This window comes from Streptomyces sp. DF42 (assembly GCF_058267695.1).
This window is the reverse complement of record NZ_CM177859.1, coordinates 2,936,573-2,950,096: the sequence shown is the minus strand read 5'-3', so window position 1 is coordinate 2,950,096 and position 13,524 is coordinate 2,936,573. Positions and strand designations below refer to the sequence as shown.

11 protein-coding genes and 1 pseudogene are annotated in these 13,524 nt (G+C 69.9%); 6 read left to right on the top strand and 6 right to left on the bottom strand.

From position 1 onward, the window contains the following. The first annotated feature begins 187 nt into the window (after positions 1-187). A complete protein-coding gene (gene arfA / locus ACYUED_RS13490) occupies positions 188-1,702 on the top strand; it encodes an arabinosylfuranosidase ArfA (protein WP_491292520.1) in 1,515 nt (504 codons plus the stop codon). A 29-nt stretch (positions 1,703-1,731) separates the two neighbouring features. Here arfA and ACYUED_RS13485 read toward each other — a convergent pair whose 3' ends face one another. Both ACYUED_RS13485 and ACYUED_RS13480 read right to left on the bottom strand, forming a co-directional pair. Then, positions 1,732-4,188 carry a beta galactosidase jelly roll domain-containing protein gene (locus tag ACYUED_RS13485; RefSeq protein ID WP_491292519.1) on the bottom strand — a complete coding sequence of 819 codons (2,457 nt, stop codon included), beginning with the start codon at positions 4,186-4,188 and terminating at the stop codon, positions 1,732-1,734. 18 nt (positions 4,189-4,206) lie between these two features. After that, positions 4,207-4,428 (bottom strand): annotated as a pseudogene (locus ACYUED_RS13480) (hypothetical protein); the annotation flags it as partial. Between the two features lie 105 nt (positions 4,429-4,533). Here ACYUED_RS13480 and ACYUED_RS13475 point away from each other — a divergent pair. The 5 genes from ACYUED_RS13475 to ACYUED_RS13455 all read left to right on the top strand — a co-directional run bounded on the left by ACYUED_RS13475 (position 4,534) and on the right by ACYUED_RS13455 (position 7,481). Beyond that, positions 4,534-4,992: an RrF2 family transcriptional regulator gene (locus ACYUED_RS13475; protein ID WP_491292518.1), complete on the top strand. Its 459-nt coding sequence runs from the start codon at positions 4,534-4,536 to the stop codon at positions 4,990-4,992. Between the two features lie 190 nt (positions 4,993-5,182). Beyond that, positions 5,183-5,833, top strand: coding sequence for a DUF4360 domain-containing protein (locus ACYUED_RS13470; RefSeq protein WP_491292516.1), 651 nt, complete (start codon positions 5,183-5,185; stop codon positions 5,831-5,833). Positions 5,834-5,972: 139 nt separating this feature from the next. After that, a complete protein-coding gene (locus ACYUED_RS13465; RefSeq protein WP_491292515.1) occupies positions 5,973-6,359 on the top strand; it encodes a peptidase inhibitor family I36 protein in 387 nt (128 codons plus the stop codon). A 154-nt stretch (positions 6,360-6,513) separates the two neighbouring features. Beyond that, positions 6,514-7,233, top strand: a complete 720-nt coding sequence (locus tag ACYUED_RS13460) for a hypothetical protein (RefSeq protein WP_491292514.1) — start codon at positions 6,514-6,516, stop codon at positions 7,231-7,233. Continuing rightward, on the top strand, positions 7,212-7,481 hold the full coding sequence (locus tag ACYUED_RS13455) for a winged helix-turn-helix domain-containing protein (protein ID WP_491292513.1): 270 nt from the start codon (positions 7,212-7,214) through the stop codon (positions 7,479-7,481). The genes ACYUED_RS13460 and ACYUED_RS13455 overlap by 22 nt, the downstream gene beginning before the upstream one ends. A 167-nt stretch (positions 7,482-7,648) precedes the next feature. On the opposite strand, the gene ACYUED_RS13450 is transcribed toward ACYUED_RS13455, so the two are convergent. From ACYUED_RS13450 to mmsA, 4 genes are all read right to left on the bottom strand, one after another. After that, positions 7,649-9,349, bottom strand: coding sequence for a pyridoxal phosphate-dependent aminotransferase (locus ACYUED_RS13450; RefSeq protein WP_491292512.1), 1,701 nt, complete (start codon positions 9,347-9,349; stop codon positions 7,649-7,651). A gap of 248 nt (positions 9,350-9,597) precedes the next feature. Continuing rightward, on the bottom strand, positions 9,598-10,740 hold the full coding sequence (locus ACYUED_RS13445; protein ID WP_491294245.1) for an aldose epimerase family protein: 1,143 nt from the start codon (positions 10,738-10,740) through the stop codon (positions 9,598-9,600). Beyond that, positions 10,713-11,960, bottom strand: coding sequence for a multiple monosaccharide ABC transporter permease (mmsB, locus tag ACYUED_RS13440; RefSeq protein ID WP_491292511.1), 1,248 nt, complete (start codon positions 11,958-11,960; stop codon positions 10,713-10,715). The genes ACYUED_RS13445 and mmsB overlap by 28 nt, the downstream gene beginning before the upstream one ends. After that, the gene (mmsA, locus tag ACYUED_RS13435) at positions 11,957-13,507 is read right to left on the bottom strand and encodes a multiple monosaccharide ABC transporter ATP-binding protein (RefSeq protein WP_491292510.1); all 1,551 of its coding nucleotides are present in this window, start codon (positions 13,505-13,507) and stop codon (positions 11,957-11,959) included. The genes mmsB and mmsA overlap by 4 nt, the downstream gene beginning before the upstream one ends. Positions 13,508-13,524 lie beyond the last annotated feature (17 nt).

Sequence of the window (13,524 nt, the reverse complement as noted above, 5' to 3'; positions counted from 1 at the left end):
GACAAGCGCTTCCTATTTACCGTCCGGTTCGAGGTTACGAGCAGATGCCGAGATACCGAACACGGCGATCGGGCGCAGTCGATCAGAAGGGGCGGGCATGGGGCGACCTGAGCCGACCTGACCTGACCAGCCTCGGAACAACCCGCACCCGCCCGCGAAACAGACATACCACCCCCGAAAGGCGTACATGAGCACCGCCCGCTTCGCCCTCGACCCCGCCTTCACCGTCGGCGAGGTCAATCCCCGGATCTTCGGCTCCTTCGTGGAACACCTCGGCCGCTGCGTCTACACCGGCATCTTCGAACCGGACCACCCCACGGCCGACGACAAGGGCCTGCGCCAGGACGTCCTCGACCTGGTCCGCGAACTCGGCGTCACCGCCATCCGCTACCCCGGCGGCAACTTCGTCTCCGGCTACAAGTGGGAGGACTCCGTCGGCCCCGTCGAGGACCGCCCCCGCCGCCTCGACCTCGCCTGGCGCTCCACCGAGACCAACCGCTTCGGCCTCTCGGAGTACATCGACTTCCTCCGCAAGGTCGGCCCCCAGGCCGAGCCCATGATGGCCATCAACCTCGGCACGCGCGCAGTCGCCGAGGCTCTCGAACTCCAGGAGTACGCCAACCACCCCGAGAGCACCGCTCTGTCCGACCTCCGCGTCGCCCACGGCGACAAGGACCCGTTCGGCATCAGGTTGTGGTGCCTCGGCAACGAGATGGACGGCCCTTGGCAGACGGGCCACAAGACCGCCCAGGAGTACGGCCGGATCGCCGCCGAGACCGCCCGCGCGATGCGCCAGTTCGACCCGGGCGTCGAACTCGTCGCCTGTGGCTCCTCCAGCCAGTCCATGCCGACCTTCGCCGCGTGGGAGGCGACGGTCCTGGAGGAGACGTACGACCTCGTCGACCACATCTCCCTGCACGCCTACTACCAGCCCGAGGACGGCGACGTCGACTCCTTCCTGGCCTCCGCCGTCGACATGGAGTCCTTCATCGAGAACGTGGTCGCCACCGCCGACCACATCGGCGCGAAGCTGAAGTCGAAGAAGAAGATCAACCTCTCCTTCGACGAGTGGAACGTCTGGTACATCTCGGAGTGGCACGCGATCGAGAACTCCGGCGCGCGGGACTGGGCGGAGGCCCCCCGCCTCCTGGAGGACAACTACAGCGTCACCGACGCCGTCGTCGTCGGCTCGCTCCTCATCGCCCTGCTGCGGCACGCGGACCGCGTCACCGTCGCCTGTCTCGCCCAGCTGGTCAACGTCATCGCCCCGATCATGACCGAGCCCGGCGGCCCGGCCTGGCGCCAGACGACCTTCTTCCCCTTCGCCCAGGCCTCGCAGTACGGCCGCGGCCAGGTCCTCGACGTCCGGGTCGACTCACCGACGTACGAGACGAAGAAGTACGGCGAGGCCGACCTGCTGCACGCCACGGCCGTGCGCGCGGAGGACGGCACCGTCACCGTCTTCGCCGTCAACCGCAGTCGCACCGAGGCGCTTCCGCTCGAAGTCGCCCTCAACGGCCTCGACCTGACGTCCGTCGTCGAGCACAGTGCCCTCGCGGACGCCGACCCGGACGCCCGCAACACCCTCGACGAGCCCGAGCGGGTCGCCCCGCACGCGGTCGAGGGCACCGCCGTGACGGGCGGCACCCTCACCGCCGTACTCGAACCGCTGTCCTGGAACGTGATCCGGCTGGCCCGGTAGCCGCCCGCGCCGGGGCGGAGGCAGGAGGGTCAGACCGGGGTCACCGGCACCCCTCCCGCTGCCGCCCCGAGCAAGGTCAGCCGTACGTCCGATGGACCCGACGGTGTGGTCCCGTCGGACAGGACGGCCAGGGTGAGTGTGTTGGAGCCACGTGTGCGCAGGATCCCGTTGGGGAGCGCGAAGGTGTGCTGCGGGCCCACGTCGTTGATGTACTGGCCCATGTTCCAGCCGTTGAGGAAGATCTGGACGCGGTAGGCGCGGTCCGGGTCGTCGTCCAGGACGAGCCCGATGGAGGCGTCGGTGCCGGCCTCGACCGCGAGCCGGAAGGTCGTCCGGTACCAGGTCACTCCCTGCCGTCGGTCCGCGCGCGGCGACTCCACGGCCTCCCAGCCGTCGTCGCCGTGCCCCGGCAGATGCCAGCCCTGCCGCTCCCCGTACAGCCCGCCGTTGTTCTGCGGCCCGCGCACGGGGTCGGGTGCCGCCTCTCCCTGCAGCCGCCAGCTCACCTTCGGGCCGGCCCCCGTGAAGGTGACCGCCGTCAGCCCGCGCGCGACCTTGTGCGTGTCCCGCGCCTTGCCGTCCTGGTCGTGCTGCATACGGCGGACGAGGACGGACAGGACGTGCGGGCCGGCCGTCCGCAGGGCCTCGGGGACGGCGAGGACCGCCGTGGCCGCCCAACTCCCTTGTCGCACAGTGCTGTTGTCCGGCACCGGCATCCGGTGCGTCCCCAGTGGCCGCCCGTCCAGCCAGGCCATCAGCAGTCCCTGCGTGCCCGTGCTGTAGGCGAGCGACACGGACTCGGCGCCGCTCGCGTCGGCGAAGTGCCCGCGGTACCAGACGTCGCCGTAGTGGAAGCCGTAGTCGTCGGCGAACAGGACGGGCCGACCGGCGGGGACCGGGGTGGTGCTGTGGGAGGAGGTCTTGTCGGCCGGTGTCCAGGAGGAGTCGTCGAAGTGGGGCGCTGACTCCGGGTTCTCGTTCCTCCGGCGCCAGCCGGTGCGCAGGGCGGGCAGTGCGACCGTCCCGACACCGGCGAGCGGGCGGGTGCCGCGCAGACTTCCGGAGGAGGTCGAGTGGGTCTGCGACTCCACGCCGTTCCAGGTGACTTCCCGGATCCCGCGTGGTCCCCACACCTCCAGCTCGGCGGCCCCCACGGTGTCCCCGGTCAGCCGGAGCGCCGCGCCGTCGACGGCCGCGGTCCGCAGCAGGGCGGGCCCGTACACCAGCACCGGGCCGGCAGGGGTGTCGCGCGGGAACAGCCGCAGGGACGTCTCGTCGTCGGCGAGGAGCAGCAGGAGGGGTGTGGCGGTGCCGCCGCCGGTGACCGACAGCCGCGTCAGACCGTCGAGCTGGGCATCGATACGCAACAGCCCTGCCGCGTACGACGCTTCGGCCTGCCCGTCCAGCACCGTGACCGTCGGCCGGCTCGCGCACGCCAGGGCGGTCACCGTCGTCTCGCCCGCCCGCCCGGTGAGTACGGCGATCTCCTGGCGTCCGGCGGTGAGGGCCAGCATGGGCTGGGCGTTGGAGTACCGCATCGTCCGCCGCCGCCCCAGCCTGATACCGGCGGCCAGCAGCCGCGCGTCCTGCGCCGGGACGGTGACGGGAAGTTCGGCGCCGGGGACCGGCAGGGTGGCGTCGACCGGCACCGTGCCGTCGTTGCGCAGGACGTACACATGGGCGCCGGTGTCGGGGTTGGTCAGGTGGTACACCTTCAGGCCGTCCGCCGTGACGTCCGCCGCCCGGTCCAGTTTGGCGAAGTCGGGGACGTGACGCAGCAGATGCCCGAGCTGGTGCATGGGGATCAGCTTGGTGGTGGGCCGGCGTCCCTCGTCGATGGCCGCCCCGTAGTCGTACGACGTGTAGACGACGGGCGCGGGCAGCCAGCCCCACGAGGTGCCGCCGAAGGTCATGTAGACGCTGTGCAGCGTGATGCCGTTGGCGAGGTTGGTGAGGTAGAAACGCCGCTCGTAGGCCGCGTCCCGGATGCGCCGCGACTCCTCGTACCCCTTGCCGTCGAACCAGGCGCCGCCCCACGGGTCGAACCAGCCGCCCCCGAACTCGGGCACGAAGCCGGGGGTCCGGGGACTGGCGGTGGCTCCGCCCTTGACCCCGCCGACTCCGAAGCTGCCCCAGTCAGGGGGCAGTTGTGTGGGCGAGGGGTAGCCGTCGAAGCCGTACAGCCAACGCCCCTGCTCCCCGCCTGTGTCGAAGGAGCCAGGGGTCCAATAGCCGTTCCGGCCCTTGTCGTTGTGGAACAGCGGGACGTCGATGCCGTCGGCCCGCACCTTCTTGTACAGGTGGGCCATGTAGTCGCGGCCGGCCGGATCGCTGACGTGCGCGTCGTACTCGTTCTCGATCTGGTAGAGCAGGATCGTGCCCTCGCCGCCGGTGTACTGGTGCCGGGCGGCGATGGCGTTCACCCGGGTCAGCCACTGGGATGCGCGCAGTTCCAGGAGCTGGCAGCAAATGTCACTCCTGGACACTGTTTAGGAACGGTGCATCTCGCCGGACCAGACGACCAGCCGGCGGCCGTCGACCAGGAGCGAGTGGCGGTCGAACCCGACCGTGTGCCGTCGCCCGTCCGCTCCCGGCGGGCCGGGCGGCGGGCCCGTGGGGGCGCTCGGGGCGGCGTAGGCGCAGGTCGCGGCCCCGCTGCCGCCGAGTGCCAGGCCGAGCGCGGTGGTGCCGGCGAGGGCGCTGAAGGTGCGTCTGCTGAGCTCCAAGGGAGCCTCCCGTCGTGCCGGTGCCGTCGGCGGCGCGTGCGAGGTCGTCGCGCCACGTCATCGCGCGAGGTCATTCTGTACGACCGGACCCAGCACAATGGTGCTATGAGGATCTCGGCACGGGCGGATTACGCGGTACGGGCGGTTCTGGAGCTCGCTGTGCGCCACGACGGCGCTCCGGTGAAGGCCGAGGCCATCGCCGCCGCACAGGACATCCCGCACAAGTTCCTCGAAGGCATCCTCGGTGACCTGCGGCGCGGCGGCGTCGTCGACAGCCGGCGCGGCGGCAACGGCGGCTACCGGCTGGCGCGCGAGGCCGCGAAGATCACCGTCGCGGACGTGATCCGGGCCGTCGACGGCCCGATCGTCTCCGTGCGCGGCGAGCGGCCCACCGGCCTGGAGTACACGGGGTCCGCGCAGCCCCTGCTGCCCCTGTGGATCGCCCTGCGGGCCAACGTGCGCAGGATCCTCGAAGGCGTCACGATCGCCGACATCGCGGCGGACGCCCTGCCGGAGCCGGTGCAGCAGCTGGCGGCGGAGCCGGCGGCCTGGGAGAACCCCTAGGGGCGGAGGGGGGCGCGCGTTCGCCCTGTGAAAACCACACCTGTGAATGGCTTGAGTTCGACCTGGCCGCCGTATGTGCGTCTCCCTACGATGCGATCGCCTCCGGTCTTCACAGGAACCCCACGGTTTCTCCAAAGGGTTGCTTGAGCGCCGGGGCGAGCCACCCCCCACTCACAGAACCGGAGAGACCATGTCTGGCGGACTCCTGATGAGCGGCGCCATAGCCGCTCTGCTCACCACCGCGCTCCCCGCCCAGAGCTCGTCCCCCGTCGTCGACAACCCGCCCCCGGACAAGATCGTCATCGATGTGGCGACGGTGAACGGCTCCGGCTGCCCCGCGGGCACCGCGGCCGTCGCCGTCTCCCCCGACAACACGGCCTTCACGGTGACGTACAGCACCTATCTCGCCCAGGCCGGCGGCAACTCCGACCCCACGGCCTTCCGTAGAAACTGCCAGCTCAACCTGATCGTGCACGTCCCGCAGGGCTTCACCTACGCCATCGCCAGCGCCGACTACCGGGGCTTCCTCTCGCTCCAGCCGGGAGCGTCCGCCACGCAGAAGGCCTCGTACTACTTCCAGGGCTCCTCCAGCACGGTGCCCAAGACCCATCCCTTCACCGGCTCGTACAACGACGACTGGCAGGCCACCGACAGCACCGACTGGGCCCAACTGGTCTGGGCGCCCTGCGGAGTTCTCCGCAACTTCAACATCAACACCGAGCTGAGGGTGAACGCGGGGACCGCGAACCCGGGCAAGGTCAGCTTCATGACGATGGACTCGACCGACGGGGACATCAGCACCGTCTACCACATGGCGTGGCAGGAGTGCCCGAAGCACTGACACGCGTGCCAGGGGTGGCCCGCACCACGGGCCACCCCTGGCCGAGGATTCGATCCAGATCGAAGGCACGTGCGCGGGCGGCCGCCTCCGCACCAGGCTGGTTCCTGTTCGTGCAAGCAACGGGGAAAGGAACCACACCATGGCCCTTCGCAAGCACCGCCTCGCCCTCGGGCTGGCCGCACTCGCCGGCAGCGCTGCCATGCTCGCCGTCACCGCACCCGCGCAGGCGGCCCCGGCTCCGGGCGACCCGGCCACCTGGCCGTGCGACCCGTCGGAGTTCTGCATCTACCACGACGGGCAGGGCGGCGGTGCCCACTACTCGCTGGCGGACGGCGCTTCCGACCTGGGCGTCCTGGCCGGCGGCCTCAACGACCACGTGTGGTCGGTGAAGAACATCTCCGGCAGCCGCTGGTGCCTGTACAAGGACGCCGACTACGAGAACGAGATCCAGGTGATCCTGGACGGTCAGGCCATCGACCTGGCCTCGCCCGTCCGCGACCAGGTCAGCTCCGTCGCGGAGTGCTGAGGGCGCTCGTTCCCGGATGCCCTGTCACGCGAGTCCGGTGGACCCGTGCGGCGGGGCTCCGGCCTGTCCGCGTGCCACCCCATGACCTCTTCCGCGTGCCACCCCCTGACGTCTGAGGATGGCAAGCGGCGCGGGAACGCACAGCATGGGGACCATGGCCGTACGCATTCACTTCACCGACGACGACCTGGCTCAGATCCGGCTGGCGCAGGCTCCCGACCCCATGTGGGAAGCGCTGCTCAGCATGCACCTGCTGCAGACCGACACCGCGTCCCTCGTCTTCGGCGCCTGGCGGCACACCGTACGGCGCCGGCTGGCCGCCCCCGTGGGCGCGTTGCTGCGGCTCGCGCCGCCCGTCGGGTACTCGGCGGACTTCCTGACCCCGGCGGCCGGTTCGGGCGGGCTGGATGCCGGAATCGGTGCGCTGCTGTCCACGCCACGGCAGCGGCTGGGACACGATCTGGCCGAACTGGCCCGTACCGGACGCCGGTTGCCCTCCTGGGCCCGCCGGCTCGCTGACGGCGACAGAGGTGCGCTCACGCATCTGGGACGCCTGTACCGGCACTACTTCGCGACCGCGCTGGCCCCCTGGTGGAGCCGCGTCCGCAGCCGCTTCGACGCCGAACGCGCCGTCCACGACCGCTACCTGGCCGACGGTGACCTCGGCGGACTGCTCAACACGCTGCATCCCGGACTCGTCTGGCGCCGGCCGGTCCTGGAGGTCAGGGTCTGGGCGTCGAGCGCGACGTCCACCTCGACGGGCGGGGCCTGCTCGTGCTGCCCTCGTACTTCTGCCGGCGAACGCCCACGCTGCTCAAGGATCCCGCGCTGCCGTGCGTCGTGGTCTACCCCATGCCGCACGAGGACGCGCTGAGTACGACGCCGGGCCCGCGCTCCCTGGACGCCCTTCTCGGCCGCACGCGCGCCGAGATCCTCGAATCGGTCGCCGACCGCGGCGTGACGACGACCGAACTCGCCCACGACACGGGCGTGGCCCCGGCCACTGCCAGCCACCACGTCGGCATCCTGCGCAAGGCGGGCCTGCTCAGCACGTGCCGGGCGGGCCGCGTGGTGCTGCACACGGTCACGCCGCTGGGGTTGGCCCTCCTGGACGGGCGCTGACGAACTCGCCCACGACACGGGCGTGGCCCGGCCACCGCCGGCCACCACGTCGGCATCCTGCGCAAGGCGGGCCTGCTCAGCACGTGCCGGGCGGGCCGCGTGGTGCTGCACACGGTCACGCCGCTGGGGCTGGCCCTGCTGGACGGGCGCCGACGAAGGTGAGGGCCTCAGGCTCCTGCCGCACTGGGCCAGCTCTGGGCGTTGGGCCACCCGGTGGCGGGCGCCGGAGTCAGTCCCTGCGCGGGGCCGGTCATACCCCGCACCTGCGCGGCCGTGAGACCCCCGCGGGCCGGGACGCCCGGCGGCGTAGGCCCGGGCGGGGGCGTCGGCATCTGCGCGGGCACCGGCTGCATCTGCACCGGCACCGGCTGCATCTGTGGGGGCACCGGCTGCATTTGCGCGGGCACCGGCTCCGGAACCGGCTGCATCGGCTGGACCGGCGCCGGCATCTGCACCGGAGCCGGCATCTGCATCGGCTCCGGTACCGCTTGCATCGCCGCAGGCATCTGGCTCTGCCTCTGCATCGGCTCGGGTACCGCCTGCATCGCCGCAGGCATCTGCATCTGTGCGGCGACCGGCTGCGGTGCCGCCTGCGCGACAGCCGGCATCGGCACCCCGGCGCCCATGAACTGCCCCGCCTGCGCGGCGAGCGGCATGCCCGCCCCGTTGGTGGCCCCGACCAGCCGGTCCACGGCCGCCGTACCCGAGCTGTAGCCGGTCCCGGTGCTCAGCTCCGGTACGGCGGCTCCCCTCCTGGTCCCGTAGAGCACCTGTTCCAGGCCGGACACCAGGCGACGCACATCCACCTGGGGGCGCACCACGAGCCTCAGGAAGCGGCTGGACGAGCCGATCTTGTTGCCGCACTCGCGGACCAGGATGCGGTGCTCGGTCAGCATCCGGTCGCGGACGACGGTGCCCTCGGCGCCCACCGGAAGGCGCACGAAGAGGAAGTTGCCCTGGGAGGGATAGACGGTCAGACCGGGCAGCGCGGAGAGCTGGCCGGCCATGTCCAGGCGGTCGCGGCGCACCTGGTGGAGGCTCTGCGCGTACTCGGCGCCGTGCTCCTTGAGCATGAACACCACGTACTCGGCGAAGGAGTTGAGGTTCCACTTGGGGAGCATGGAGCGGACCCGGCCCGCGAGCGCCGGGTTGGCGACCAGATAGCCGAAACGTATGCCGTGCAGGCCGAAGTTCTTGCCGAGGCTGCGCAGCACGATCACGTTCGGGCGGATCATCGCCTCCTGCACGACGGACGGTTCGGCCTCGGCGTCCGCGAACTCCAGGAACGACTCGTCGACGACGATCAGGTCGAGGTCGGCCATCGCGTCCATGAACTGCACCAGCGCCTGCTTCTGCAGATAACCGCCGTCGGGGTTGTTCGGGTTGCAGACGACGGCGACGCGGGTGCCGCGGGCCCGGATGAACTCGGCGTACTGGGCGAGGTCCAGGGAGAAGCCGCTGGACTCCTGCAGCGGGAACATGTCGACGCGCTTGCCGGTCTCCATGGGCTGGTCGGTCCAGCGGCCGAAGGTGGGGACGGGGATGGCGAGGGACTCACGGACCATCAGATGGTCGATCCAGGTGATCAGCTCGGTCGAGCCGTTGCCCATCGCCACGCACTGCGGCGGAAGCTGGAGCAGGCTGCACAGTTCGGCCGTGATCGTGTCGGCGCTGCTCGGGTAGTACGTGACGATGTCGCGAAGCCGGGCCGACATGGTGTCGAACATCGCCGGGGTCGGGAAGTAGGGGTTGCAGGGAACACAGAAGTCCACGGGGCCGGTCCCGTCGCCGCCCTCACGTGTCAGCGCCGCCATCGACGGGCTGTGTGCCGCATTGCTGCGGAACAGCGAGGTGACGTTGTCGGCCATGGAACCTCCGTATGGGGCGGGCCCGGTGGGGACGACCGGGCCCGTCGTCCTTGGGTGGCCCGCGCGGGGGAGCACGGGCCACCCATACATACGGTGGCTGGGGTGGCGCCGTTCAACGCGGGTGAAGGAGGTGTGACTGCGCGCCCCGAAGGGGGCGGGCGCGGGGCCGCGGACCTGTGCGGCTCCGCCGCGTGGGCGCGACCGGCCACAGTCGGCCCGCAACTTCTCACGGCCGCCCGGTGGAGCGTCTACGCGGAGAACGAGTGGATCGTCGTCGTCCGGTACGTCTGCCCGGGGCGGAGCACGGTCGACGGCCACGAAGGCTCGTTCGGCGAGTCCGGGAAGTGCTGCGTCTCCAGGCACAGGGCGTCACCCTGGCGGTAGGTGCGGCCGCCGGTGCCTGTCAGGGTGCCGTCGAGGAAGTTGCCGGAGTAGAACTGCAGCCCCGGCTGGTCGGTGGCGATCTTCAGGGTGCGGCCGGAGTGCGGGTCGTGCAGCGCCGCGGCGTGCTCCGGCTCGGCCGTGACGCCCGTGTCGAGCACCCAGTTGTGATCGAAGCCCTTGGCGTACAGCACCTGCTGGTCGGCGACCCGCAGGTCACGGCCGACCGGCTTGGCCTCGCGGAAGTCGAAGGGAGTGCCCGCGACCTCGGCCTGCTCGCCCGTGGGGATCAGCCCGGGTCCGGTCGGCGTGTAGCGGGAGGCGGCGATGGACAGCTCATGGTTCTCGATGGTGCCGCTGCCCTCGCCGGCGAGGTTCCAGTAGACGTGGCTGGTGAGGTTGACGACGGTGGCCTTGTCCGTGGTGGCCTCGTAGTCGATGCGCCAGTCGCCGTGCTCGGTGAGGGTGTACGTCACCTTCACCTTCAGCGTGCCCGGGTGGCCCATCTCGCCGTCGACGGACGTGTAGTACAGGTGCAGGCCGATGTCCGAGTCCTGGGTGAACGGCTCGATGTCCCACACCTGCCGGTCGAAGCCCTGGGCGCCGCCGTGCAGGCTGTTCCCGCCGTCGTTGACGTCAGTCTGGTGGCGCTCGCCGTCGAGTGTGAACCGGCCCGCGTCGATGCGGTTGCCGTAACGGCCGATCAGCGCGCCGAAGTACGGGGAATGGGACACGTACTCCTCAAGGGTGCTGAAACCGAGGGAGACGTTCGCGTACCGGCCGTGGCGGTCCGGGATCTCCAGGGACTGGACGATCCCGCCGTAGGAGAGGACCTTCAGCCTGGTCCCGCCGTTCTCCAGCGTCCAGCTGTGGATCTCCGTGCCGTCGGCGAGCTTGCCGAAGAGCGATTTCACTGGTCCTGCGTCTCCTCCCATGGGAAGGGCCCCGCCTTCCGGCGGGGCCCACTGGCGGTTTCCCCGGTCTACGAACCGGACTTGCGCTTGTTCCAGACGTCGAAGCCGACGGCGGCCAGCAGGGCGAGGCCCTTGATGACCTGCTGCCAGTCCGTGCCGACGCTGAGGAGGTTCATGCCGTTGTTCAGCACGCCGAGGACGAGACCACCGATGATCGCGCCGAGGACGGTACCCACACCGCCGCTCATGGACGCGCCACCGATGAACGACGAGGCGATCGCCTCGAGTTCGAAGTTGAGGCCCGCCTTCGGGGATGCCGCGTTCAGACGGGCGGCGACCACCAGACCCGCCAGGGCCGCGAGCACGCCCATGTTCAGGAAGACGAGGAAGGTGACCTTCTTGTCCTTGACGCCGGACAGCTTCGCCGCCGGCAGGTTGCCGCCGATCGCGTAGATGTGACGGCCGAAGACCGCGTTGCGCATGACGTAGCCGTAGCCGACCACCAGCACACCGAGGACGATCAGGATGATCGGGGCGCCCTGGTAGCTGGCGAGCAGCATCGTGACCGCGAGGACCGCGGCGGCGATCGCGACCAGCTTCAGCAGGAAGGCGTTGCGCGGCAGCACGTCCAGCGAGAACTCCTGCTCGCGCTTGCGGTCGCGGACCTCCTGGTAGATCACGAAGGCCAGCAGGACGAAGCCCAGCAGCAGCGTGAGGTTGTGGTAGTTGGTCTTCGGGCCGACCTCCGGCAGGAAGCCGTTGCCGAGCTCCTGCAGACCGTTCGGGAACGGGCCGAGGGTCTGGCCCTGCAGGAAGATCTCCGTCAGACCGCGGAAGAGCAGCATGCCCGCGAGGGTCACGATGAACGACGGTATGCCGAGATACGCGATCAGGAAGCCCTGCACCGAGCCCGCGACCGCGCCCACCAGCAGGGACAGTACGAGGGCGACCGGCCACGCGACACCGTGCTGCACCGTCAGCACGGCCGCGAACGCGCCCACGAACGCCGTCAGCGATCCGACCGACAGGTCGATGTGACCCGCGATGATCACCAGCATCATGCCGATCGCGAGGATCAGGATGTAGCTGTTCTGCAGCACCAGGTTGGAGACGTTGCGCGGCAGCAGCAGGTCGCCGCCGGTCCACACCTGGAACAGGACCACGATCAGGCCGAGCGCGATCAGCATGCCGTACTGCCGCATGTTGCGGCGCAGGCCGCCGAGTATGAGCTGCAGCAGGTTGCTCTCGGCGGCCGTGCCTCCGCTCTTGCCGGGCGGAGCCGAGGCCGGGACCTTGTCCGTCACATCCGTGCTCATCGGGTTACCTCTTTGTCCTTCGTCATCTGGCGCATCAGCACTTCCTGCGTGGCCTCGGCCCGGGGGACCTCACCCGTGAGCCGCCCGGCGGCCATGGTGTAGATGCGGTCGCACATACCGAGCAGCTCCGGCAGCTCGGAGGAGATGAAGACGACCGCCTTGCCCTCGGCGGCCAGCTGGTCGATGACCGTGTAGATCTCGTACTTGGCGCCCACGTCGATGCCGCGCGTCGGCTCGTCCAGGATCAGCACCTCGGGACCCGCGAAGATCCACTTGCTGAGGACGACCTTCTGCTGGTTGCCGCCGGACAGCCGGCCCACCGTCTCGAAGACGGTCGGCGCCTTGATGTTCATGGACTTGCGGAAGCGCTCCGAGACCTTGCGTTCCTCGTGCTCGTCGACCACACCGCGCTTGGCCACCTTGTCCAGCGCGGTCAGCGAGATGTTGCGGTTGATGTTGTCGATGAGGTTGAGGCCGTAGTGCTTGCGGTCCTCGGTGACGTACGCGATGCCGTGCTCGACCGCCTCCGCGACGGTCTTCGTGCGGATCTCCGCGCCGTCCTTGAGGACCGTGCCGCCCGCGTGCCGGCCGTAGCTGCGCCCGAAGACGCTCATGGCCAGCTCCGTGCGGCCCGCGCCCATCAGACCGGCGATGCCGACGATCTCCCCGCGCCGCACGTTGATCGACACGTCGTCGACCACCTTGCGCTGCTGGTCGATCGGGTGGTGCACCGTCCAGTTGCGGATCTCCAGCGCGGGTGCCGCGTCCGACTCGCCCTCGTACGACGTGCGTTCGGGGAAGCGGTGGTCGAGGTCGCGGCCGACCATGCCGGAGATGATCCGGTCCTCGGTGGTCTCCGCCGACTTCACATCGAGGGTCTCGATGGACTTGCCGTCGCGGATGATCGTCACCGAGTCGGCGACCCGCCGGATCTCGTTCAGCTTGTGGGAGATGATGATCGAGGTGATGCCCTGCTTCTTCAACTCCAGGATGAGATCCAGGAGTTTGCCACTGTCCTCGTCGTTCAGAGCCGCGGTCGGCTCGTCGAGGATGAGCAGCTTCACCTTCTTGGACAGCGCCTTGGCGATCTCCACCAGCTGCTGCTTGCCCACGCCGATGTCGGCGATCCGGGTCTCCGGGTGGTCGCTCAGACCGACCCGGCGCAGCAGCTCGGTGGCGTGCTTCAGCGTCTCGTTCCAGTTGATGAAACCGCCCGAGGCGTGTTCGTTGCCGAGGAAGATGTTCTCCGCGATCGACAGGAACGGCACCAGCGCCAGCTCCTGATGGATGATCACGATGCCGTGCTGCTCGCTCGCCCGGATGTCCTTGAACTCGCAGGTCTCACCCTCGAAGAGGATGTCGCCCTCGTACGTGCCGTGCGGATGGACGCCGGAGAGCACCTTCATCAAGGTGGACTTCCCGGCGCCGTTCTCACCGCAGATGGCATGGACCTCGCCCTGACGGACGGTCAACGTGACGTCCGACAGCGCTTTGACCCCGGGAAAGGTCTTGACGATCGAGCGCATTTCCAGGACGGGTCCCGCCATGGTGTGCCCTTTCAATC

Excerpts from the sequence above, each read along its gene's own strand:
- ACYUED_RS13475 (WP_491292518.1), top strand. The coding sequence starts at position 4,534 with ATGAGGATCTCGGCACGGGCGGATTACGCGGTACGGGCGGTTCTGGAG.
- ACYUED_RS13450 (WP_491292512.1), bottom strand. The coding sequence starts at position 9,349 with ATGGCCGACAACGTCACCTCGCTGTTCCGCAGCAATGCGGCACACAGC.
- mmsB (WP_491292511.1), bottom strand. The coding sequence starts at position 11,960 with ATGAGCACGGATGTGACGGACAAGGTCCCGGCCTCGGCTCCGCCCGGC.
- ACYUED_RS13465 (WP_491292515.1), top strand. The coding sequence starts at position 5,973 with ATGGCCCTTCGCAAGCACCGCCTCGCCCTCGGGCTGGCCGCACTCGCC.
- ACYUED_RS13460 (WP_491292514.1), top strand. The coding sequence starts at position 6,514 with ATGGCCGTACGCATTCACTTCACCGACGACGACCTGGCTCAGATCCGG.
- mmsA (WP_491292510.1), bottom strand. The coding sequence starts at position 13,507 with ATGGCGGGACCCGTCCTGGAAATGCGCTCGATCGTCAAGACCTTTCCC.
- ACYUED_RS13455 (WP_491292513.1), top strand. The coding sequence starts at position 7,212 with ATGCCGCACGAGGACGCGCTGAGTACGACGCCGGGCCCGCGCTCCCTG.
- ACYUED_RS13470 (WP_491292516.1), top strand. The coding sequence starts at position 5,183 with ATGTCTGGCGGACTCCTGATGAGCGGCGCCATAGCCGCTCTGCTCACC.
- arfA (WP_491292520.1), top strand. The coding sequence starts at position 188 with ATGAGCACCGCCCGCTTCGCCCTCGACCCCGCCTTCACCGTCGGCGAG.